This is a genomic window from Mycolicibacterium llatzerense, from assembly GCF_025331195.1.
In the GTDB taxonomy this organism is placed as follows: Bacteria; Actinomycetota; Actinomycetes; order Mycobacteriales; family Mycobacteriaceae; genus Mycobacterium; species Mycobacterium llatzerense.
Genome location: NZ_LXOV01000001.1, coordinates 2115420 through 2135380, shown reverse-complemented (window position 1 = coordinate 2135380; position 19961 = coordinate 2115420). Strand labels below are relative to the sequence as shown.

21 protein-coding genes are annotated in these 19961 nt (G+C 67.7%); 13 read left to right on the top strand and 8 right to left on the bottom strand.

Annotated features, from left to right (window positions below; genetic code table 11):
- The first annotated feature begins 74 nt into the window (after positions 1–74).
- From A7G45_RS10510 to A7G45_RS10500, 3 genes are all read left to right on the top strand, one after another.
- On the top strand, positions 75–1604 hold the full coding sequence (locus A7G45_RS10510; RefSeq protein WP_260936617.1) for a chloride channel protein: 1530 nt from the start codon (positions 75–77) through the stop codon (positions 1602–1604).
- 14 nt (positions 1605–1618) lie between these two features.
- Complete coding sequence (locus A7G45_RS10505; RefSeq protein WP_260936615.1) at positions 1619–1810, top strand: VOC family protein; 192 nt, start codon at positions 1619–1621, stop codon at positions 1808–1810.
- Positions 1811–2015: 205 nt separating this feature from the next.
- Positions 2016–2945 carry a GH25 family lysozyme gene (locus A7G45_RS10500; protein ID WP_260936613.1) on the top strand — a complete coding sequence of 310 codons (930 nt, stop codon included), beginning with the start codon at positions 2016–2018 and terminating at the stop codon, positions 2943–2945.
- On the opposite strand, the gene A7G45_RS10495 is transcribed toward A7G45_RS10500, so the two are convergent.
- Positions 2946–3431: a MarR family winged helix-turn-helix transcriptional regulator gene (locus A7G45_RS10495; protein WP_260936612.1), complete on the bottom strand. Its 486-nt coding sequence runs from the start codon at positions 3429–3431 to the stop codon at positions 2946–2948.
- Between the two features lie 64 nt (positions 3432–3495).
- Between A7G45_RS10495 and A7G45_RS10490 the strand changes: the two genes are divergently transcribed.
- Positions 3496–5469 (top strand): MMPL family transporter, encoded by a 1974-nt coding sequence (locus A7G45_RS10490; protein ID WP_260936610.1) that lies wholly within the window; start codon positions 3496–3498, stop codon positions 5467–5469.
- On the opposite strand, the gene A7G45_RS10485 is transcribed toward A7G45_RS10490, so the two are convergent.
- Both A7G45_RS10485 and A7G45_RS10480 read right to left on the bottom strand, forming a co-directional pair.
- Positions 5466–6083, bottom strand: a complete 618-nt coding sequence (locus A7G45_RS10485) for a PaaI family thioesterase (RefSeq protein WP_260936608.1) — start codon at positions 6081–6083, stop codon at positions 5466–5468. The genes A7G45_RS10490 and A7G45_RS10485 overlap by 4 nt on opposite strands.
- Positions 6080–7369 (bottom strand): adenylosuccinate synthase, encoded by a 1290-nt coding sequence (locus A7G45_RS10480; RefSeq protein ID WP_260936606.1) that lies wholly within the window; start codon positions 7367–7369, stop codon positions 6080–6082. The genes A7G45_RS10485 and A7G45_RS10480 overlap by 4 nt, the downstream gene beginning before the upstream one ends.
- Positions 7370–7450: 81 nt before the next feature.
- Between A7G45_RS10480 and A7G45_RS10475 the strand changes: the two genes are divergently transcribed.
- The 3 genes from A7G45_RS10475 (at position 7451) to A7G45_RS10465 (ending at position 9856) form a co-directional block, all read left to right on the top strand.
- A complete protein-coding gene (locus tag A7G45_RS10475) occupies positions 7451–8086 on the top strand; it encodes a peptidase M50 (RefSeq protein WP_377042042.1) in 636 nt (211 codons plus the stop codon).
- A 9-nt stretch (positions 8087–8095) separates the two neighbouring features.
- Positions 8096–8869: a site-2 protease family protein gene (locus tag A7G45_RS10470; protein WP_260936605.1), complete on the top strand. Its 774-nt coding sequence runs from the start codon at positions 8096–8098 to the stop codon at positions 8867–8869.
- 96 nt (positions 8870–8965) lie between these two features.
- On the top strand, positions 8966–9856 hold the full coding sequence (locus A7G45_RS10465) for a cation diffusion facilitator family transporter (protein WP_260936603.1): 891 nt from the start codon (positions 8966–8968) through the stop codon (positions 9854–9856).
- On the opposite strand, the gene A7G45_RS10460 is transcribed toward A7G45_RS10465, so the two are convergent.
- Positions 9857–10270 (bottom strand): DUF3151 domain-containing protein, encoded by a 414-nt coding sequence (locus A7G45_RS10460; RefSeq protein WP_064857299.1) that lies wholly within the window; start codon positions 10268–10270, stop codon positions 9857–9859.
- Positions 10271–10405: 135 nt separating this feature from the next.
- Between A7G45_RS10460 and A7G45_RS32685 the strand changes: the two genes are divergently transcribed.
- Positions 10406–10843, top strand: coding sequence for a hypothetical protein (locus tag A7G45_RS32685; RefSeq protein WP_061003950.1), 438 nt, complete (start codon positions 10406–10408; stop codon positions 10841–10843).
- Between the two features lie 21 nt (positions 10844–10864).
- Here A7G45_RS32685 and fbaA read toward each other — a convergent pair whose 3' ends face one another.
- Positions 10865–11911 carry a class II fructose-bisphosphate aldolase gene (gene fbaA / locus A7G45_RS10450; RefSeq protein WP_260936598.1) on the bottom strand — a complete coding sequence of 349 codons (1047 nt, stop codon included), beginning with the start codon at positions 11909–11911 and terminating at the stop codon, positions 10865–10867.
- Between the two features lie 81 nt (positions 11912–11992).
- Complete coding sequence (locus tag A7G45_RS10445; protein ID WP_260936596.1) at positions 11993–13006, bottom strand: alcohol dehydrogenase catalytic domain-containing protein; 1014 nt, start codon at positions 13004–13006, stop codon at positions 11993–11995.
- A 66-nt stretch (positions 13007–13072) separates the two neighbouring features.
- Between A7G45_RS10445 and A7G45_RS10440 the strand changes: the two genes are divergently transcribed.
- Positions 13073–13741: a DedA family protein gene (locus A7G45_RS10440; protein ID WP_053855402.1), complete on the top strand. Its 669-nt coding sequence runs from the start codon at positions 13073–13075 to the stop codon at positions 13739–13741.
- 119 nt (positions 13742–13860) lie between these two features.
- Positions 13861–15264 (top strand): HNH endonuclease signature motif containing protein, encoded by a 1404-nt coding sequence (locus A7G45_RS10435; protein ID WP_260936592.1) that lies wholly within the window; start codon positions 13861–13863, stop codon positions 15262–15264.
- Positions 15265–15324: 60 nt separating this feature from the next.
- Here the strand turns inward: A7G45_RS10435 and A7G45_RS10430 are convergent, their stop codons facing one another.
- Together A7G45_RS10430 and A7G45_RS10425 are read right to left on the bottom strand one after the other, a co-directional pair.
- Positions 15325–16224, bottom strand: coding sequence for an LLM class F420-dependent oxidoreductase (locus A7G45_RS10430; protein WP_260936590.1), 900 nt, complete (start codon positions 16222–16224; stop codon positions 15325–15327).
- A 43-nt stretch (positions 16225–16267) separates the two neighbouring features.
- Positions 16268–17023, bottom strand: a complete 756-nt coding sequence (locus A7G45_RS10425) for an IclR family transcriptional regulator (RefSeq protein WP_061005869.1) — start codon at positions 17021–17023, stop codon at positions 16268–16270.
- Positions 17024–17171: 148 nt separating this feature from the next.
- Here A7G45_RS10425 and A7G45_RS10420 point away from each other — a divergent pair, with 148 nt between their 5' ends.
- The 3 genes from A7G45_RS10420 to A7G45_RS10410 all read left to right on the top strand — a co-directional run bounded on the left by A7G45_RS10420 (position 17172) and on the right by A7G45_RS10410 (position 19887).
- Positions 17172–17930 carry a CoA transferase subunit A gene (locus A7G45_RS10420; RefSeq protein ID WP_260936587.1) on the top strand — a complete coding sequence of 253 codons (759 nt, stop codon included), beginning with the start codon at positions 17172–17174 and terminating at the stop codon, positions 17928–17930.
- A complete protein-coding gene (locus tag A7G45_RS10415) occupies positions 17927–18571 on the top strand; it encodes a 3-oxoacid CoA-transferase subunit B (RefSeq protein ID WP_260936586.1) in 645 nt (214 codons plus the stop codon). Before A7G45_RS10420 ends, A7G45_RS10415 begins: the two co-directional genes overlap by 4 nt.
- Positions 18572–18654: 83 nt before the next feature.
- A complete protein-coding gene (locus tag A7G45_RS10410; protein ID WP_260936584.1) occupies positions 18655–19887 on the top strand; it encodes a cytochrome P450 in 1233 nt (410 codons plus the stop codon).
- The last annotated feature ends 74 nt before the right edge of the window (positions 19888–19961 follow it).

The window sequence follows — 19961 nt, the reverse complement described above, 5'->3', positions numbered from 1 at the left end:
GCAGCATCGATTGGTGGCGTGCCGCTACCGCTCCCAGACCTGGGCGTGTGCACGGGGCTTTGCACAGCAGGGTGATGCTAGTGCCATTGGCGGTGATGGTCGGCGCACTCACGGGGCTGGGCGCGGTCGCGTTTCGTTGGCTCGTCGAGTTTTTCACTCGGATGTTCACCGGCTATGCCGACTACTCGGCGTTGGGCCGGGTCCCCAGCGCGCACTGGCCGGCGCTGGGCTGGTGGTTTCTGCTGGCCGCCCCCGTGATCGCCGGTGCGGTCTACGGCCCGCTCGTACACCATTTCGCACCGGAAGCGCGCGGCCATGGTGTGCCCGAAGTGATGTTCGCCGTGGCCCGCAACAAGGGAAGGATCAAACCGCAAGTCACCATCGTCAAAGCCGTGGCTTCGGCGTTGTGTATCGGGGGCGGCGGATCAGTCGGACGTGAAGGGCCGATCGTACAGATCGGCTCGGCCACCGGCTCCGCGCTGGGGCAATGGCTGCGTTTGGACACCGACCGGATTTGTCTACTGGTCGCATGCGGAGCGGCCGGCGGTATCTCGGCTACCTTCAACGCTCCACTGGCCGGGGTGTTCTTCGCCCTCGAATTGATCCTGCGCGAATTCGCTGCCGAATCAGCCGGCGTCGTGGTGTTGTCCAGCGTGGCCGCCGCCGTCGTAGGGCGCGCCCTGATGGGCGATCACCCGTTCCTGTCTCTTCCCGGATTCACCGTGCATCGCCCAGTCGAATACGCGCTATATGCCGCACTCGGGGTGGGCGCGGGCGTCGTGGGAACGGTGTTCTCGCGAGTCTTGTACTGGGTCGAGGACGCCTGCGATTGGCTCTGGCGGGGGCCACAGTGGGCCCGGCCGGCCCTCGGGGGAATTGCCCTGGGCGCCTTACTGATCGCACTGCCGCAGATGTATGGCGTCGGCTATCCCGTCCTGCAGAACGCCATCGACGGCCGCTACGCGGCAGCGATGCTCCTGCTGCTCATGGTCGGCAAGATCTTCGCCACCAGCCTCACCATCGGCATCGGCGGCTCGGGCGGGGTATTTGCGCCCACCCTGTTCATCGGGGCCATGGCCGGCAGCGCCTTCGGGGTAGCAGCACACCATCTCTATCCCAGCCTGGCCATCGCAGCCGGCGCCTGCGGCCTGATCGGCATGGGCGCCCTCCTCGGCGGCGCCACCGGCGCACCCATCACCGCAGTGGTCACGTTGTTCGAACTCACCGGCCAATACGCCATCATCCTGCCGCTCATGACCGCCGTCGCCATGGCAGCCGGCACCGCCCGCCTACTCGGCAGGCACACCATCTACACGACCAAACTCTGGCGCCGCGGCGTCGACCTGGACACCACCGCCGATCCAGCCAACCACTTCACTGTCGAGCGGACCGAGCAGCATCCAAGCCGGCCACCAACAGACAGCACAGTCACGACTACTACCAACCCGGGCAATCTGACCGCAAAATCGTTGCACCACAATACTTCCCGGAATCGATTCCGGATCGCGAGAAGAGCGGGATCCGGCCCATCATCGAGACGACCGACCCTCCGCATCGTTGACAAGCCCGTTATTCAACAGAAGAAGCCACCGAAGTACCGATAGGACCACGACCGCCGATGCCACGACATGGCCCGTCGAGGCTCTCGCACGTACCCGAGTCCGAGCAATGCGGGTGGTGCAAGGACCGCTTCGGGATCAGCTGGCAGATCATCCCGTCGAACATGGATCAACTGTTGGGCCGGCCCGCACAGATCCAGACGATGATGCGGCAGAAGAAGATCGTGATCGCCGAGTTGGAGAACGCCTGACCGAACCCGGCAGCGGAGATCGCGCTATCGTGGAAAGTGCCCTTCGACCCTGAGCGTTAACGAGAATCGAAGCGGGACAATGCTTCCACGGCAGAATGCGAGGATTCGCCATCAACACCGCGGGCAAACCCGAAGCCCTGGGCGAGGTATACGAACAAGCGGGCGCGATCGCCACGTCAACGCATGATCCCGACGGCTTGCTGCAATGGACGGTGCAGCTGAGCGACGGATCCACCGCCGACACAAAAGCTTTGGCGAGCACGACGAGCTGGACACCGGTGGATCAGGGGCCGACGTCATGACCCTGTACGGACCGGACACGTCGAACAACAACTTTCGTTCGGCCGGCGACGCCATCGCCTTCGTCTCTGCGCTGCCCGGCCAGGGCTTTTCCTGGATCGAGCAGAAGGTGTCCGAAGGCAGTTACTACCGGGACCCGTACTGGCCGGTGATCGCACAGTGGTGCCGGGACAACCACTTTCCGCACATCGGCTATCACTACGTCACCACCAACAGCCCGGCCGCGCAGGCCCAGACGTGGCTCAGCAATCACGGCGGCGAGTACGCGATGCTCGACTTCGAGGCGAATTCCGGCGACATCAACAACTTCTGGGCGGTGGTCAACGCCTTCAACGACGTCGGGGTGACCATCTCGCTGTCGTACATCCCGCACTGGTACTGGCAACAGATCGGCTCCCCCGATCTTTCCAGGGTGCCCGGACTGATCGCGTCGAACTACGTCAGCGGCACCGGCTATGCGTCAAACCTCTATCCCGGCAACGACAATCAGCGTTACTGGTTCCCGTACGGCGGCACCACCCCACAGATCCTGCAGTTCACCGACGCCGCCCGGATCGGGAATCTGTCGGTGGACTGCAACGCATTCCAGGGCACCCTCGATCAACTCATCTCACTCCTGCAAGGAGGAACCGTGACCCAGCCCGACCCCACCACCGCAACCCTCAACCAGATCCTGGCCATCGTGCAGGACATCCAGACCCAGCTCCGCGGCCCGAACCTGAAAGGCTGGCCGCAGCTCGGTCATAACGCGGCCGGCCAGAACCTCACCGTGGTGGACGCGCTGGCCGCGCTCAGAGCCGACGTGGACGCTCTCAAGGCCTCGTCCGCGGTGTGATCACGGCTCACCGGGGGCGGTGTCGGCACGGAATGCCCGCATCGCTCCGGTGAGCGCCCCGAAGACCCGGTGTGCCGCCGCCAGGTCTGCATCGGGCAGGTCGGCCAGGGCCTGGGTGTTGAGCTGAGCCAGCGGGCTGAAGAACTCCCGGCCGGTGGCGAGGCCCTTGTCGGCGTTCCGCAGGATGACCTTGCGCCGGTCGGCGGGATCGGCGTCGCGGCGCAGGTGTCCCGAGCCGATCATCCGCTCCACCAGGTAGGTGATGGCCGCACCTGAGGTGCCCATCAGCTTGCGCAGCTCGCCCGCCGTCAACGGCGTGCCCGCGGATTCGGCGACCATGATGTGCAGCAATGCCCGAAAGTCATTGGCGCCCAGTTCGTTCTGGACAGCGAAGGCCCGGCCGATCTGGTCGGATTCGGCCGTCAGCGCCCGCACGTCGGCCGAGATCTGCGCTTCCAGGTCGGAGCGGTCCGGCGGCGTTGGCACGCGGAGAGCATAGCGTCCATGAAGTTCATTTGATTAATAGTTAAGTATCTGAAATATTTTCCGGGTGTCCACACGTATCGCATGGGCATCAGCCCTGATCGTCCTGGTGCTCTCCGGTCTGGCGATGGCCCTGCTCGGCAGCGGGGAGTCATCGTCGAAGTCGCCCGTGGCCGTGCCGGCCAGTGCCGAGTCCGCCCGCGCCGACGCGTTGCGCGCCCAATTCCCGGGCGGCGAGACCGCGCCGGCGATCATCGTGGTGACCCGCACCGATGACGCACCCTTGACCCCGGCCGATGTCGCCGCGGCAGGTCCGGGCGCGCAGGTATCGACCGACGGCAAGGCGGCGTTGCGAGTCGCGCCACTGGCGACGGACCTGTCCGGCTTCGACCTCCGCGACGCGGTCCACGACCTGCGGTCTCAGGTGTCGCGGTCGCTGCCCGACGGACTGCGGGCACAGGTCACCGGCGGGCCGGCGTTCGGCGCCGACATCGCCAATTCCTTTGCCGGAGCGAACTTCACGCTGTTGGCGGTGACCGCCGCAGTGGTGGCGCTGCTGCTGATCGTCACGTACCGCTCCCCCGTGCTCTGGCTGATCCCGCTGTTGGTGATCGGCTTCGCCGATCAGGTGGGCGCCGTCGTCGGTACCGCGGTGGCCGCCGCGACGGGACTGAATCCCGACGGGTCGACTGCGGGCATCACCAGCGTGCTGGTGTTCGGAGCGGGCACCAACTATGCGCTGCTACTGATTTCGCGCTACCGCGAGGAGCTGTCGCTGCGCCGTGACCATCGGGATGCCCTACGGGTGGCATGGCGCGCCGCGGCCCCGGCGATCCTGGCCAGCAACGCCACCGTGGTGCTGGCGCTGCTGACGCTGTTGCTCGCCTCGGCGCCGACCAATCGCAGCCTCGGCGTGCAGGCCGCGGCCGGCCTGGTGGTCGCCGCCGTGTTCGTCTTGCTGGTACTGCCGCCGCTGCTTGGATTGTTCGGCCGCCGGCTGTTCTGGCCCTTCATCCCCGAAACCGGTTCACACGCCATGCCGCTCACCGAAAGCGGAGTCTGGCACCGCATCGCCGCGGGGGTTTCCCACCGGCCCGGCCGCGTCGCCACAGTGGCGCTGGCCGGCTTGGTAGTGCTGTGCGCCGGGCTGGTGAATCTGCCCGTCGGCCTGTCACAGACCCAGCAGTTCCGGGTCGAGGCCGAGTCCGTCGCCGGCTACGACACCCTCGCCGCGCATTTCCCCAGCGGCCTGACCAACCCGACCACCGTCATCGCGGCTGCCCCCGAGGTCGCCGAGGCCATCACCCGCACGCCCGGCGTGGTGTCGGCGAGACCAGCGGGGCACTCGGCGTCGGGCCTGAATCAGTGGTCGGTGGTGCTGGCTGCCGCGCCCGCGTCCCCAGAGGCGTTCAAAACCGTTGACGCCCTTCGTAATTCGGTGCACCAAATCGACGCCTACGCCGTGGTCGGCGGCCCCGACGCGCAGGCCCGTGACGCCGCGGCGGCAGCGCAGCACGACCGGCGGATCGTCATCCCGGCGATCCTGTTGGTGGTGCTCGCCGTCCTCTACGTCTTGCTGCGCTCGGCCCTGGCACCGCTGATCCTGGTGGCGGTGACGGTGCTCAGCGCGCTGGCCGCGCTCGGAGTCGGCGGCTGGGCCAGCGTGCACCTGTTCGGATTCCCCGCACTGGACAACGGAACCCCGCTGTTCGCGTTCCTGTTCCTGGTCGCACTCGGCGTCGACTACACCATTTTCCTGGTGACCCGGGCCAAGGAAGAGACCCCGGAATTCGGCAACCGGCAGGGCATCGTGCGGGCGGTCTCGGCGACGGGCGCGGTGATCACCAGCGCAGGCATCGTGCTGGCCGCGGTGTTCTGCGTGCTGGGCGTGCTGCCGCTGATCGTGCTGACCCAGCTGGGCATCATCGTCGGCCTGGGCATCCTGCTGGACACCTTCGTGGTGCGCACCGTCATCATCCCGGCGCTGTTCACCCTGATCGGCCCCCGCATCTGGTGGCCCGGGCTACGCGCCGACCGCTAAGGCTGGCCGGGCAGCAGGCTGACCATCAGGCCATTGGCCTCGGCCAGCAGATTGCCCTCAGGGTCGAACAGTTCGGCAGCGACGAACGTCTTGCGGCCGTCGACCTCGGTGACGCGTGCCTTGGCGGTCAGCACCGTGTCGATCGGGGTGACCTTGCGGTAGTCGACATGCAGGTACGCCGTGCGGCTCATCGGCCGACTGACCGCGTGGATCAGCATGCCGAAAGCCTGGTCGAACAGCAGCGGCAGCACCCCGCCGTGCACGGCGTAGTTGCCGCCCACGTGGTAGCGACTGAACTCGACCTGCATTTCGACGCCCTCGGGCGAGAACTTCGTGACCGTCCACGGCGGCATCAGCAGACTGCCGGCACCCGGCAGCGACGGCACCCGGATGGCCGGGCCGACGCCTTCAGCTGCCTGGAACGGCGCCAGCAGCTTGACCAGTTCCTCGACGTGGTCGGCGGCGTCGTCCCAGGTGTCGCTGTCCGGATTGGCCGAGACCGCCAAATCCTGCAGCCGCCGCATGCCCTCGAGGAAGCGACCGAACCCCGGGCCGGGGTCGGCAACCTCGAATCGTGGGAACCCGCCGTGCTGGTCGATGAATCCTTCGGTCACCCGAGGATGTCCCGGCGCACGATCGTCTGGTCCCGGCCGGGACCGACGCCGATGCACGACACATGTGCTCCGGCGAGTTCCTCCAGCCGCAGCACGTAGTCCTGGGCCTTGGCGGGCAGATCCGAGAACTCGCGGGCCCCGGAGATATCCTCCCACCAGCCCGGCAGTTCCTCGTAGATCGGCTCGGCGCGGGCGATGTCGGCCTGCGTCATCGGCATCTCGTCGGTGCGCTTGCCGTCGACGGTGTAGCCGACGCAGATCGGCACCGTCTCCAGGCTGGACAGCACGTCCAGCTTGGTCAGGAAGTAGTCGGTGATGCCGTTGACCCGGGTCGCGTACCGGGCGATCACGGCGTCGAACCAGCCGCAGCGCCGGGCCCGGCCGGTGGTCACGCCGACCTCGCCGCCCGTCTTGGACAGGTAGGCGCCGTACTCGTCGAACAGCTCCGTCGGGAACGGGCCCGAGCCCACACGCGTGGTGTACGCCTTCAGGATGCCCAGCACCGTGGTGATCCGGGTCGGGCCGATGCCCGAGCCGACCGCCGCGCCACCCGCAGTCGGGTTGGACGACGTCACGAACGGGTAGGTGCCGTGGTCGACGTCCAGCAGGGTGCCCTGCGAGCCCTCCAGCAGAACCGTCTCGCCGCGCTCCAGCGCCTCGTTGAGCAGCAACCGGGCGTCCGCGATGCGGTGCTTGAAGCCCTCGGCCTGCTCCAGCAGGCTCTCGACGACCTCAGCCGGGTCGAGCGCCTTGCGGTTGTAGATCTTGACCAGCACCTGGTTCTTGAACTCGAGAGCGGCCTCGACCTTGTTGACGAGCTGCTCCTCATCGAGGACGTCGGCCACCCGGATGCCGATGCGCGCGATCTTGTCCTGGTAACAGGGACCGATGCCGCGACCGGTGGTGCCGATCTTCTTGCTGCCCGCGTACCGCTCGGTGACCTTGTCGATCGCCACGTGGTACGGCATCAGCAAGTGCGCGTCAGCCGAGATCATGAGCTTCGAGGTGTCCACACCGCGGTCCTCGAGCCCCGACAGCTCGCTGAGCAGCACGCCCGGATCCACCACGACACCGTTGCCGATGACGTTGGTGACCCCGGGTGTCAGGATGCCCGACGGGATGAGGTGAAGAGCGAAGTTCTCCCCCGTGGGCAGTACCACCGTGTGCCCGGCGTTGTTGCCGCCTTGGTAGCGAACCACCCATTGCACACGTCCACCGAGTAGATCGGTGGCCTTACCTTTGCCCTCGTCACCCCATTGGGCCCCGATGAGCACGATTGCCGGCATCGTTTTGCCTCCCGCATCACCTGCCTGAATACAGTGGCAGCCGGTGAGCAACCTTATCCCAGCAGGACGAGAGGAGAGGCCTTGACCGCCAGAGAGGCCTCCGGCGATGTCGTGGCGCTGGTCTTCGGCGACCGCAGGATCCCCCGTGCGCTGGCGGATCTGACGGCCGTCACAGTGCCGTCGGCGAGCGCTCCGACGATCCCCGACGACGCCGTCCGGGTGATCGTCGTCGGCGATCATGCCGACCTGTCGGCCACCCTGGCCCGGCTGCTGCGCGACGACCGGCTCGACGTCGAGGTCGGCTTCGTCCCACCTCTGTCCCGAGGTGGCTGGGGTGCCGCACGTCGCGCCAGAGGCGGTGTCGCCCAACGTGTTCCACTGATCCGGGACGAGACCGGCGCGGTGATCGTGCGGTCCGCGCGCTGGCTGCCGTCGGCCGCCGACGCCATCACCGGAGAGGCCGTCGTCGACGACACGGTGCTGTTCGACGGCGAGTCGAAGGGCGTCGTGATCGAGCCACTGCCCGGCATGCCGGGACTGCGGGCGCGGGCCCTCGGGGCCGGACGTTCGGGGCCGGGGCGGGGCTGGGTTGCCGGCCGCGCGGCGCAGCTCGGGAGCACCGGAGTTTTGGTTGAGCGCGACGGCGTGGCGGCCGCCCGTCCGGCGCGCCGGTCGGCGTTCTACCGCCATATCCAGGGATGGCTGCGGGTCGGCTAGTTTGCAGTCATGACCATGCCTGTCCGGCGCGCAGTCCGTCCCAGCCCCGTCTTCTGGGCGATCGTGGCCCTGACCGCCGCCGGCGGCGCCGTGGCCTGGTTCTGCGGCGCCGAGGTGCGGCCGCTGGCCTATGCCGGCGTCTTCGTGTTCGTCATCGCCGGCTGGACCGTCTCGCTGTGTCTGCACGAATTCGGCCACGCCTACACCGCCTGGCGCTTCGGTGACCGCGACGTCGAGCTGCGTGGCTATCTGACGCTGAACCCCGCGAAGTACGCCAGCCCGCTGCTGTCGCTGGGCCTGCCGGCACTGTTCATCGCCCTCGGCGGCATCGGCCTGCCCGGCGGCGCGGTGTACGTGCGCACCGAGTACATGACGCCGCGGCAGCGCACCCTGGTCAGCCTGGCCGGACCGTTCGCCAACCTGGTGCTCGCCGTCATCCTGCTGGTCGCGACCGCGGTGCTGTTCGACAACGAGCATCCGGTGTTCTGGGCGGGGCTGGCCTTTCTCGGATTCCTGCAGGTGACGGCACTGTTTCTGAACATGCTGCCCATCCCCGGCCTGGACGGCTACGGCGCACTGGAACCGCACCTGAGCGCCGACACGCAGCGCGCCCTGCTGCCCGCCCGGCAGTGGGGCTTCCTGATCCTGATGCTGCTGCTGATCGTCCCCGAACTGAACCGGATGTTCTTCAACGTCGTCTACTCCGCCGTCAGCCTGACCGGCGTGCCGCCGCGGCTCGCGATGATCGGCAGCGCCCTGACCCGCTTCTGGTCCGCCTGGTAGGGATTTGTGCACGATTTTCCGCGGTCACCACGGATGATCGTGCACAAATCCCGGGGCGCCTTGCGACATATGCGTAGTTCTGCATATATTGCTGGCATGGGTGCCGGACACGATCACAGCCATGGCCCGAACGCGCGCGCCAGCCGCATGATCATCGCCGCGGCCGTGCTCAGCGTCTTTTTCGTCATCGAGCTGACCACGGCGCTGTTGATCAACTCGATCGCGCTGTTGGCCGACGCCGGCCACATGCTGACCGACCTGGTCGCGATGTTCATGGGCCTCGGCGCCGTCCTGCTGGCCCGCCGCGGGTCGACGTCCGCCGCCCGCACCTACGGCTGGCACCGCGCCGAGGTCTTCACCGCGGTCGCCAATGCCGTCCTACTGATGGGCGTCGCGGCGTTCATCCTCTACGAGGCCGTCGAGCGCATCGGCAACGCGCCGGAGATTCCCGGTGTGCCGATGATCGTCGTCGCCCTCGCGGGACTGCTCGCGAACCTCGTCGTGGTCCTGCTACTGCGCTCCGACGCCGACAGCAGCCTCGCCGTCAAGGGCGCCTACATGGAGGTCGTCGCCGACACCGTCGGCAGCGTCGGCGTACTGATCGCGGGCATCGTGAACGTCACGACCGGCTGGCCCTACGCCGACGTCGTCGTCGCCGTGCTGGTCGCGCTTTGGGTGCTGCCACGCGCCATCGCGCTGGCCCGCGCCGCGCTGCGCATCCTGTCCGAGTCCTCCCCCAGCCACATCGACGTCGACGAGCTGCGCGAAGCGCTGGCCGCCGTCGACGGCGTCACCGATGTGCACGACCTGCACGTGTGGACCCTGGTGCCCGGCAAGGACATGGCCACCGCGCATCTGACGTCCAGCGCGGACTCCGCCCGCGTGCTGGAATCGGCGCGCGCCGTGCTGTCCGCTCGCGGACTCGACCACGCCACCGTCCAGGTGGAGCCGCCGGAGGCCGACGGCTGCCACTGCGAAGCGGACTAGTTAGAGACCCAGCTCGCCACGGGCCGCCGGATCGCAGTCGTCCAGCAGGTCCAGGCAGCGCAGGTACTCGTCCTGCTCGCCGATCGATTCCGCCGCCTTCGCCAGCACCGCCACGCACCGCAGGAAGCCCTGGTTCGGTTCGTGTGCGAACGGCACCGGGCCGAAGCCCTTCCAGCCGTTGCGGCGCAACTGATCCAGCCCGCGGTGGTAACCGGTCCGGGCGTAGGCGTAGGCGGTGATCGTCTGACCGTCGGCCAGCGCGGCCTCGGCCAGGGCGGCCCACGCGACAGAGGCCGTCGGGTGCGCCGCAGCAACGTCGGTCGCAGATTTACCGGCGGCGAGAGCGTCCTCGGCCTCGAAGTTGGCAGGCAGCAACACCGGATCCGGACCCAGCAGATCACCCATTCGCGTCATGGCCGCCATTGTGCCGTGCGGCCGCTCGCTCAGATCCCGCAGGCGGGAGATTAAGCTCCTGGTAGGACGTCGCGGCCTGCTCCAGGACGCGTAGGCCCAAGTGCGCGATCTGATCTCGGGAGGACAGTCACCCCCATGTCGAACCCAGCCGCCATGTCGAACCCGACGGGACCGGACGACCGTCGCGATGCCGATCAGCGCGCTGCCTCGACAGGCGACGATGCGGCGGCGGCAACCGAGATCTTCGAGCCCGCGGACCCGGCGACCGACCCGACCATCCCGGTGCGGCGCTTCACCGCGCCGTCGGGCTTCGACGGCAAGACGCAGATCATCGCCCCGCTGCCGGACCCGGAAACCGAGATGATGCCCCCGGCCGCGCCGCAGGTGATCCCCGGCACCGGCAAGACGCAGAAGGACCGGCGCAGCTGGGGCTGGGTCATCGCACTGGTGCTGGTGATCGCGGCCATCGCCGCCGTCGCGGTGCTGGGCACGGTGCTGCTCACCCGCGGCCATTCGGCCATGAACGCCGAATGGCCGGTCACGACGCAGGATTTCGCGAATCCTGCGGCATGACCGGCCAGTGAGCGGTGCTGGCTACTTGCCCAGCCCCGCCGAGACGCTGCGGCCCGTGCTGTGCAGGTCGTTGCACGCTTCGATGACTCGCTGCGTCATGGACGCCTCGGCCTTCTTCAGGTAGCTGCGCGGGTCGTAGACCTTCTTGTTACCGACCTCGCCGTCGATCTTCAGGACGCCGTCGTAGTTGGTGAACATGTGCGCCGCGACCGGGCGGGTGAACGCGTACTGGGTGTCGGTGTCGACGTTCATCTTGACGACGCCGTAGCGCAGCGAGTCCTCGATCTCCGACTTCAGCGAGCCCGAACCGCCGTGGAACACGAAGTCGAACGGCTTGGAGCCGGCCGGCAGACCGAGCTTGGCGGCGGCCACCTTCTGCCCCTCGGCCAGCACCTCGGGCTTGAGCTTGACGTTGCCAGGCTTGTAGACCCCGTGCACGTTGCCGAAGGTGGCGGCCAGCAGGTACTTGCCGTTCTCACCGGAGCCCAGCGCGTCGATGGTCTTCTCGAAGTCTTCGGAGCTGGTGTACAGCTTCTCGTTGATCTCGGCCTCGACGCCGTCCTCTTCACCGCCGACGACGCCGATCTCGACCTCGAGGATGATGTTCGCGGCCGCCGTCAGCTTCAGCAGTTCCTGCGCGATCTGCAGGTTCTCGTCGATCGGCACCGCGGAGCCGTCCCACATGTGCGACTGGAAGAGCGGGTTCTCGCCGCGGGCGACGCGCTCGGCCGAGATGGCCAGCAGCGGCCGGACGAAGCCGTCGAGCTTGTCCTTGGGGCAGTGGTCGGTGTGCAGCGCGACGGTGATGTCGTACTTGGCGGCGACGACGTGGGCGAACTCGGCCAGCGCGACCGAGCCGGTCACCATGTCCTTGATACCGAGACCGGAGCCGAATTCGGCACCGCCCGTGGAGAATTGGATGATGCCGTCGCTACCCGCGTCGGCGAAACCTTTGATCGCCGCGTTGATGGTTTCCGACGACGTGCAGTTGATGGCCGGGAACGCGAAGGAGTGCTCCTTGGCGCGGGCCAGCATCTCCGCGTAGACCTCGGGCGTGGCGATGGGCATGTTTTTCCTCTCGGCGAACCTGCAGTCTGGGCCAGTATGTCAGCCACGTGAAGCTGAAGTGCGGCACCCGGGGACACCCGGTCAGACGGTCAAGACCATCCGGTAACGCGCGTGCCCGCTGTTCATCCGCTCGAAAGCCTCGGCGGCCTGCGCGAGCGGCCGTTCCTCGACGACGGCCCGCACGCCCGTCAGCGCGGCGAAGTGCAAGGTCTCCTCGATATCGCGCGCGGTGCCCGACGGATGCCCGATCACCGAGAAGCCGCCGTTGATGAGATCGAGCGGGCTGATCGGCAGTGGCTCGGGGGTGACGCCGACCGTCACGAGTTGCCCCTCAGGTGCGAGACCAGCAACGGTCGCGGCCATCGCCGTCGCGCTCGCGGCAGTCGCGAGCACCACAACTGCCCCACCGAGACGCTGCAGTTCGGCGGCGACGTCCGCGGCGGTCGAATCGATGTAGTGCTGGGCGCCGAGTTCCTTGGCCGCGGCCTCGCGCTCGGGACCGCGGGCGATCGCGACGGTCTCGAAGCCCATGGCCCGGGAGAACTGCACGCCCAGGTGGCCCAGGCCACCGATGCCGATCACCGCGACCAGGTCACCGGCTTTGGCGCGCGTCTTGCGCAACCCGTTGAACGTCGTCACGCCCGCACAGCCCATCGGGGCCGCCTCGGCGAACGAGAATCCGTCCGGGATGCGGGCCAGTGCGGTCGCGGGCACTGTGACCGACTCGGCGTAGCCACCGGGATAGTGCCAGCTCGGCACCTCCATGCGCACGCACTGCATGAAATGACCCTGGCGGCACGGCACGCAGCGGTTGCAGTTGCCACCGAACCAGCCCACCGCGACGCGATCACCGACGGCGAAATCCTCGACGCCGTCGCCCAGTTCGGCGACGGTGCCCGCGATCTCGTGGCCGAGGGTGATCGGCCACGACAGCCCAGGAAAGTGGCCCGCGTGGAACTCCCGGTCGGTGCCGCACACCCCGCACGCGGCGACCGCGATGCGGACGTGGTCGCGCGGCGGCGAGACGGTGTCGACGTCAGCAAGTGCGAGCGGACCGTCGGCCTGCGCAACGTGAACTGCCCTGTGAGTGGCCATGCGCCGACCCTACGAGGGATGTGCGGTTGACGGAACCACCTGCAGACACCGGTATCTTTGGGCCCCATGACGACCACCATCTCCGCCATGCCGGGTTTCCTGGACCCGATGACGCTGATCGGCTACTTCGGGACATGGGCGCTGGTCGGGTTGCTGGTGGTCATCTTCATCGAGTCCGGCGTGCTGTTCCCGGTGCTGCCCGGCGACTCACTGCTCTTCGTCGCCGGCCTGTTCGCCGCCAAACTGGCCGCCGGCACCGCCGATGACAAGATGCAGGAGGCCAACTTCCAGCTCTGGCAGCTGCTCGTGTTCATCCCGATCGCGGCAGTCCTCGGTGGCCTCGTCGGCTATTTCGTCGGCCGGTTCATCGGCGTCGAGATGTTCAAGCCGGATGCGCGGTTCCTCAAGCAGAAGTATCTCGACGAGGCGCACGCTTTCTTCGAGCGGCGCGGCCCCTTCGCGATCGTCATCGCCCGGTTCGTGCCGATCGTGCGCACGCTGGCACCGCTGACGGCCGGAGCGGCAAAGATGAACTTCGCCGTGTTCACCATTTACACCGTTCTCGGTGCTGTGGTGTGGGGCGTCGGGCTGACACTGCTCGGCTACTGGCTGGGCCAGTTCGCCATCATTCAGAAGCTCATCGAGCCGATCTTCATCGTCATCGTCGTCGCGTCGGTGACGCCGATGATCTGGCACTGGTACCAGCGCCGCAAGGCCGCCGCCTCGCAAGGCTGAGCCGCCTCGGCAAACGGGTTCGAAAAACTTTGGTCACTTTGTTTGCGCTGGTAACAGTGGGCAACTAGCGTCACATTTCCCGCGGCTTCTTGTCGGTGCTTCGAACTAATGTTCGATGTATGGGATTGACCGATCCGGCCGCTGTCGAGGCGGCGTACGCCGCCTACGAAGCCGCGCAGGCTCGGCTCGCGGCCCTGGACTACAGCGGTCTGGATGTGCGGACATTGTTGGAGGTGCAGTCGCGCCGCGAAACCCTGAGGTGCGCCGCCGAAGCGGTCGATCACCAGATCCTGGCCGCAGCCCAAACCCAAGCCACCGCCAAAGACATCGGCGCAAAAGACTGGCCTGAGGTGTTGCATGTGCGGCACCGCATCAGCCGCGAAGAAGCCCGTCGGCGGGTGCGCGACTGCGACAACCTGGGCCCCCGCGCGGCCATCACCGGGGAGGCGTTGGGCCCGGTGTGGGAACTGGTCGCCGCCGCGCTGGCCGAGGGGGCGATCAACGCCGAGCACATCGCGGTGATCACCTGGTTCTTCCAGAAGCTGCCGTTATGGGCGGCCGACCCCATCACGCTGGCGCAGTGCGAGACGGATCTGGTGGCCGACGCGAGGGTCAAGACCCCCGAGGACCTACGCAAAGCCGCGGCGGATTTGTTGTACCGGTTGGATCAGGACGGCCCCGAACCCGACGACGGCGAGCCCGACCCGAAACGCTCGTTCGTCATGGGCAAGCAGCGGCCCGACGGCCGCACTGACGTCACCGCCCAACTCGACCCCGAAGGCCGGGCCTACTGGCAAGTGCTGTTCGACAAATACGCCGCCCCCGGCATGTGCAACCCCGCCGACCCACACCCCTGCTACGCCGGGATCCCGACGCAGGAACAGATCGACAACGACACCCGCACCCTCGCGCAGCGCCAGTACGACGCCTTCAAATTCGTGGGCCGGATGATGCTGGCCTCCTCCTCCGGGGTGCACAACGGCTTCCCCGTCGCGGTGGTCGCCACCTGCACGGTGGCCGAGTTGGAAAAACGTGCCGGGACGGCGCTCACCCACACCGGGACCAAACTCCCTATCAAAGACCTGATCCGGATGGCCGCCCAAGGGTCGGACAACTACCTCGCGGTGTTCGATGAGCACACCGGCCAACCCTTGTATCTGGGTCGGGCGGCCAGAACGGCCAGCACCGCGCAGCGCCTCGCGCTGTTCGGGCGGGATTTGGGGTGCACCCGCCCGAACTGCACCGCACCCGCCTCGCGCTCGCAGGCCCATCACCTCACCAACTGGCGCGATGACGGCCTGACCAACATCGACACCATGACCCTGGCCTGCGGCCGCGATAACCGCCTGGCCGACACCGGCGGCTGGCACACCACCATGGGCCCCGACGGCAGAACCCACTGGACCCCACCACCACTACTGGATGTCGGCCAACCTAGGACGAATCAGTATCACCACCCCACCCGCTACCCGGCCGAGAGCGGAGATAGTGACGACGGTGAAACAGACAGTCCCACAAGCTGACCCGGCGCACAACGGCGCCGTTCATCCACGACGCCTCGCCGCGCCGCGCTGCCGGCCGGCCTACAGGCCCAGCGCACCCGCCAGTTCACGAAGGCTCGGCCGCGGGTCGGCGGTCGGATGCTCCGCGAGCACCTGCACCACGACGTGGTCGGCGCCGGCGTCGAGGTGTGCCTTCACCTTGGCCGCGGCGTCGTCGACGCTGCCCATGCCGACCAGGGCGCGGGCCAGTCGCTCGGATCCACCGCGGACCAGATCGCTGTCGTCGAAGCCCTGGCGCAGCCACGAGTTCCGGTAGTTGGGCAGGCCGCTGTAGACGTTGAGGTGATCGTGGGCGCGGCGCAGCTGGTCGGCGTCATCGCCACCGATCGCCACGGCCTGTTCGGAGACGATCCACTTGTCCGGCCCGAGGATTTCGCGGGTCGTCGCGGTGGCGGACGGCAGGACCAGGTACGGATGCGCACCGTCGGCGCCGCTTCCCGACAGCTCGATCATCTTGGGGCCCAACGCCGCGAGCAGTCGCGGGGGTCGGCCCACGCCGGGTTCGATGGCGTCCGGCACGGCGGCCATGCGCTCCAGATAGCTGCGCATGGTGGCGAGCGGCTTTTCGTAGGTGCCGCCCATCCCGCGCTCGACCAGCGGCCCGTGACTGACGCCGAGGCCAAGCACGAACCGGCCCGGGTACAGCGCGGTCAGCGTGCGGGCACCGGCCTCGGCGGCCGACGGCAGGCGCACGTGGATGTTGGCGATGCCCGTGCCGACCACCAGCCGGTCGGTCGCCGCGAGGAATGCTGCCGACTCGGTGAGACACTCCTTGCCGACGGTCTCGGGCAGGAACAGCGAGCCGTAGCCCATGGCTTCGATGTCGCGGGCCACCGCTTGCGCGGCCGGCATGGCCCAGCTGTCGCTGGCCCACCAGACGCCGATGCGGGACGGAAAGTCGATGCGCGCGCGTTCAGTCACCACTCCACCATCGCCTACCGCCGGCCGCGCCGCGACGCGGGGGTCACCCCTGCAGCCGGCCCGACAACTCGTGGGCCTGCTCGAGAAGCAGGCGCCCCAGTTCGCGTCGACGGCCCGCGCGGAACCGGGTCTCGACGCCGGTGAGACTCAACGCCCAGCCCGGCAGACCGCGCCGGTCGAACACCGCTGCCGCCATGCCCCAGCTGCCTTCGACCAGCAGCGCGGGATTGACGGCGTAGCCGGCGCGCCGGGTCTGCTCGATGCGTTTACGAATGGCGGCCTCGGAATGCGTTGGCCCCCATTTGGTTTCGGGCTGCTCGCGGGAGAAGTAGTCGTCGACCTCGGCGGCCGGTAGATGGCTGAGGATGGCCAGCCCGGCGCTGGCCACCCCTAGCGGGAACCGGATGCCGACCTGCAGGACGTGCGAGCGCAACGGGAAGCTGCCCTCCTCGCTGAGCACGCACACGGTCTGATCACCGCGGCGGGCCGAGAAGAACGCACTCTCGCCGGTCTCGCGGGCCAGCCGCGTCACGACCGCGCGCGCCTGATCGGTCACGTCGTGGTGCTGAGCCGCACCGACACCGAGCAGATACAGCTCGGGTCCGAGTGACCAGCGGCCGGTTTTCTGATCCCGGCTGACCAGATGTTCGTCGGCCAACGCGGTGAGCAGTCGGTGCGCCGTCGGCCGAGCCAGGCCGGCCAACTTTCCGAGCTCGGTGGTGGACGCCCCGTCGGGTTCGGTCGTGGCGACGGCCCGCAGCATCGCCCCCACGCGCGCGACGACATTCGGGCCAGTCATCACCACATCGTATGCGTTCACTGAATGAACGCACATAGCGGCAATGCTCATTCTGCGAACACTTTTGACCGGCTTCCAACAGAGACTTGCCATGTCAGCGGCATGCCGGGAAAAGTGGTTCCCGCGTTTACTGGATGAACGGAGTGCCATGACCTCGAAGGTGTACGCCTCGGCCGCCGAAGCGGTCGCCGACATCGGTGACGGCGCCACGCTGGCCGTCGGCGGATTCGGTTTGTGCGGCATCCCCGACCAACTCATCGATGCCATCGCCGCGTCGAGTGCCACCGACCTCGAGGTGTTCTCGAACAACTGCGGCGTCGACGGCGTCGGACTCGGTGTGCTGCTCGGCCTCGGCAAGGTGCGCCGGGTCACCGCCTCGTATGTCGGGGAGAACAAGGAGTTCGCCCGTCAGTACCTGTCCGGCGAGCTCGAGGTGGAACTCACCCCGCAGGGCACCCTGGCCGAGCGGATGCGCGCCGGCGGCGCCGGCATCCCGGCGTTCTACACCCCGGCCGGCGTCGGTACCCCGGTCTCCGACGGCGGCCTGCCGTGGCGCTACGCCGCCGACGGTTCCGTCGCTGTTGCCTCGCCGCCCAAGGAGATTCGCGAGTTCGACGGCAAGCGCTACGTGCTCGAGGAGTCGATCAACGCCGACTTCGCACTCGTGCACGCGCTGCGCGCCGACACCGCGGGCAACCTGGTCTTCAACAAGACCGCGCGCAACTTCAACCCGCTGGCCGCGATGGCCGGACGGATCACCATCGTCCAGGTCGAGGAACTGGTGCAGCCGGGTGAGATCGACCCCGACGACGTTCACCTCGCGGGCGTTTTCGTGCAGCGCATCGTGCACACCGGGCCGCAGGACAAGCAGATCGAGAAGCGCACCGTGCGAGAGGATTCCAAGTGACCGGCTGGAACCGTGACCAGATGGCTGCCCGCGCCGCGGCCGACATGATCGACGGCGAGTACGTCAACCTCGGCATCGGCCTGCCCACCCTGATCCCGGGCTTTCTGACGGGCGACGTCCACGTCACCCTGCACTCGGAGAACGGCATCCTGGGGACGGGCCCCTACCCCACCGACGACAACGTCGACCCCGACTTGATCAACGCCGGCAAGGAAACCGTGACTGTGAATCCCGGTGCGGCGTACTTCGATTCGTCGCTGTCGTTCGGGATGATCCGCGGCGGCCACATCGATACCGCGGTACTCGGCGGTATGGAGGTGTCGCGCACCGGCGACCTGGCCAACTGGATGGTGCCCGGCAAGATGGTCAAGGGCATGGGCGGGGCCATGGACCTGGTGCACGGCGCGTCGCGGGTCATCGTGCTCATGGAGCACACCGACAAGGCCGGTAACCCCAAGATCGTCCCGGTCTGCACGCTGCCGCTGACCGGTCAGGGTGTGGTCGACCGGATCATCACCAACCTGGCCGTCATCGACGTGCCCGGCGACGGCACGCTGATCCTGCGCGAGACCGCCCCCGGCGTGAGCGTCGACGATGTCATCGCGGCGACCGGCGCCGAGCTGACGGTTCAGCTCGACTAGGTAGTCAATTACGCCGTTCGGCTGATGTGTTGCGTCCGCCTCGGGCCCGATAGTGACTTCTATCGGAACCGAGGGAGACATCGATGACCATCGCCGCCGGCCACGCCGTCAACGTCACAGACGCGAACCTGCCCGTCATCGACTACGAAGCCGTCGACGACCCGGCTACCGCGCACCGGATGATCAAGGAGGTCCGCCGGTACTCGCCCGTGGCCATCGGGCCGCACGCACCCGAGGTGCTCAGCTACGAGTTGGTCCGTACCGTCCTGCGCGACTCGCGCTTCCATCAGCCCGGCGTGCGTGGTCTGATACCGCGCGGAGTCACCGGAGGTCCGTTATGGGATCGCATCGGCAGTGCGCTGCTCAGCCTCGACGGCGATGAGCACACCCGGCTGCGGAAGCTGGTGTGCAAGGCGTTCACCGGCAAGGCCGTCGGCCGGCTCGATGCGCTGATCGACTCGATCCTGGCCGAGTTGGTCGATCCCGTTGCGGCCGCGGGGCATTGCGATATCGTCGCCGACATCGCCCAGCCCTATCCCATCCCGGTGATCTGCGCGCTGTTCGGCGCGCCCCGAACCGACTGGCGGATGATCTCGGATTGGACCGACGACATCTTCAAGATGTTCTGGTGGGATGTGGCTGCCCACGAATCCGAAATCCTCACGGCCTGGCAGAAATTCGACGACTACATCGATGCGATGATCACCGAGCGCCGCACCGCGCTGACGGACGACCTGCTGTCGGGTCTCATCCGGGCGGAGGACGACGGCGACCGGCTCAGCCATTCCGAATTGCTCATGCTGTCCATGGGGATCCTCGCGGCCGGGACCGACACCACGCGCAACCAACTCGCCGCCGCCGTCGACACCTTCTGCGATCACCCGGACCAATGGGCGCTCCTGGCAACACATCCCGAGTTGGTGCCCCAGGCGGTCGACGAGGTGATGCGGTTCGCGCCCATCGTCCTGAACGTGCCACGGTATGTCACCGAAGATGTGGAGCTGTCGGGGTTCTTCTTTCCGCGGGACTCGCTCGTGGTCGCCAATACCGCTGCGGCGAACCGCGATCCGCAGGTGTACGACAACCCCGATCAGTTCGACATCACGCGGCATGAGGCACCGCCGATGCTCACGTTCGGCGGCGGTGTGCACTACTGCCTGGGCTCACATCTCGCGCGCCTGGAACTGGTCCGTGCGCTCACGGTGCTGACGCAGCGGATGCCGAACATTCGCCGTACGGGTCCGGCGCCGTGGAAGCCGTTGATGGCGGTCAGCGGGCCGCAGATACTGCCGGTCGAGTTCGACGCCGGGCATTGATCATGTGAGTGCTTGTCATTCTTCCGCGCGGGTACCCCGATTTGGGCAGGCTGTCAGGAGCCGCCATCGGGTCA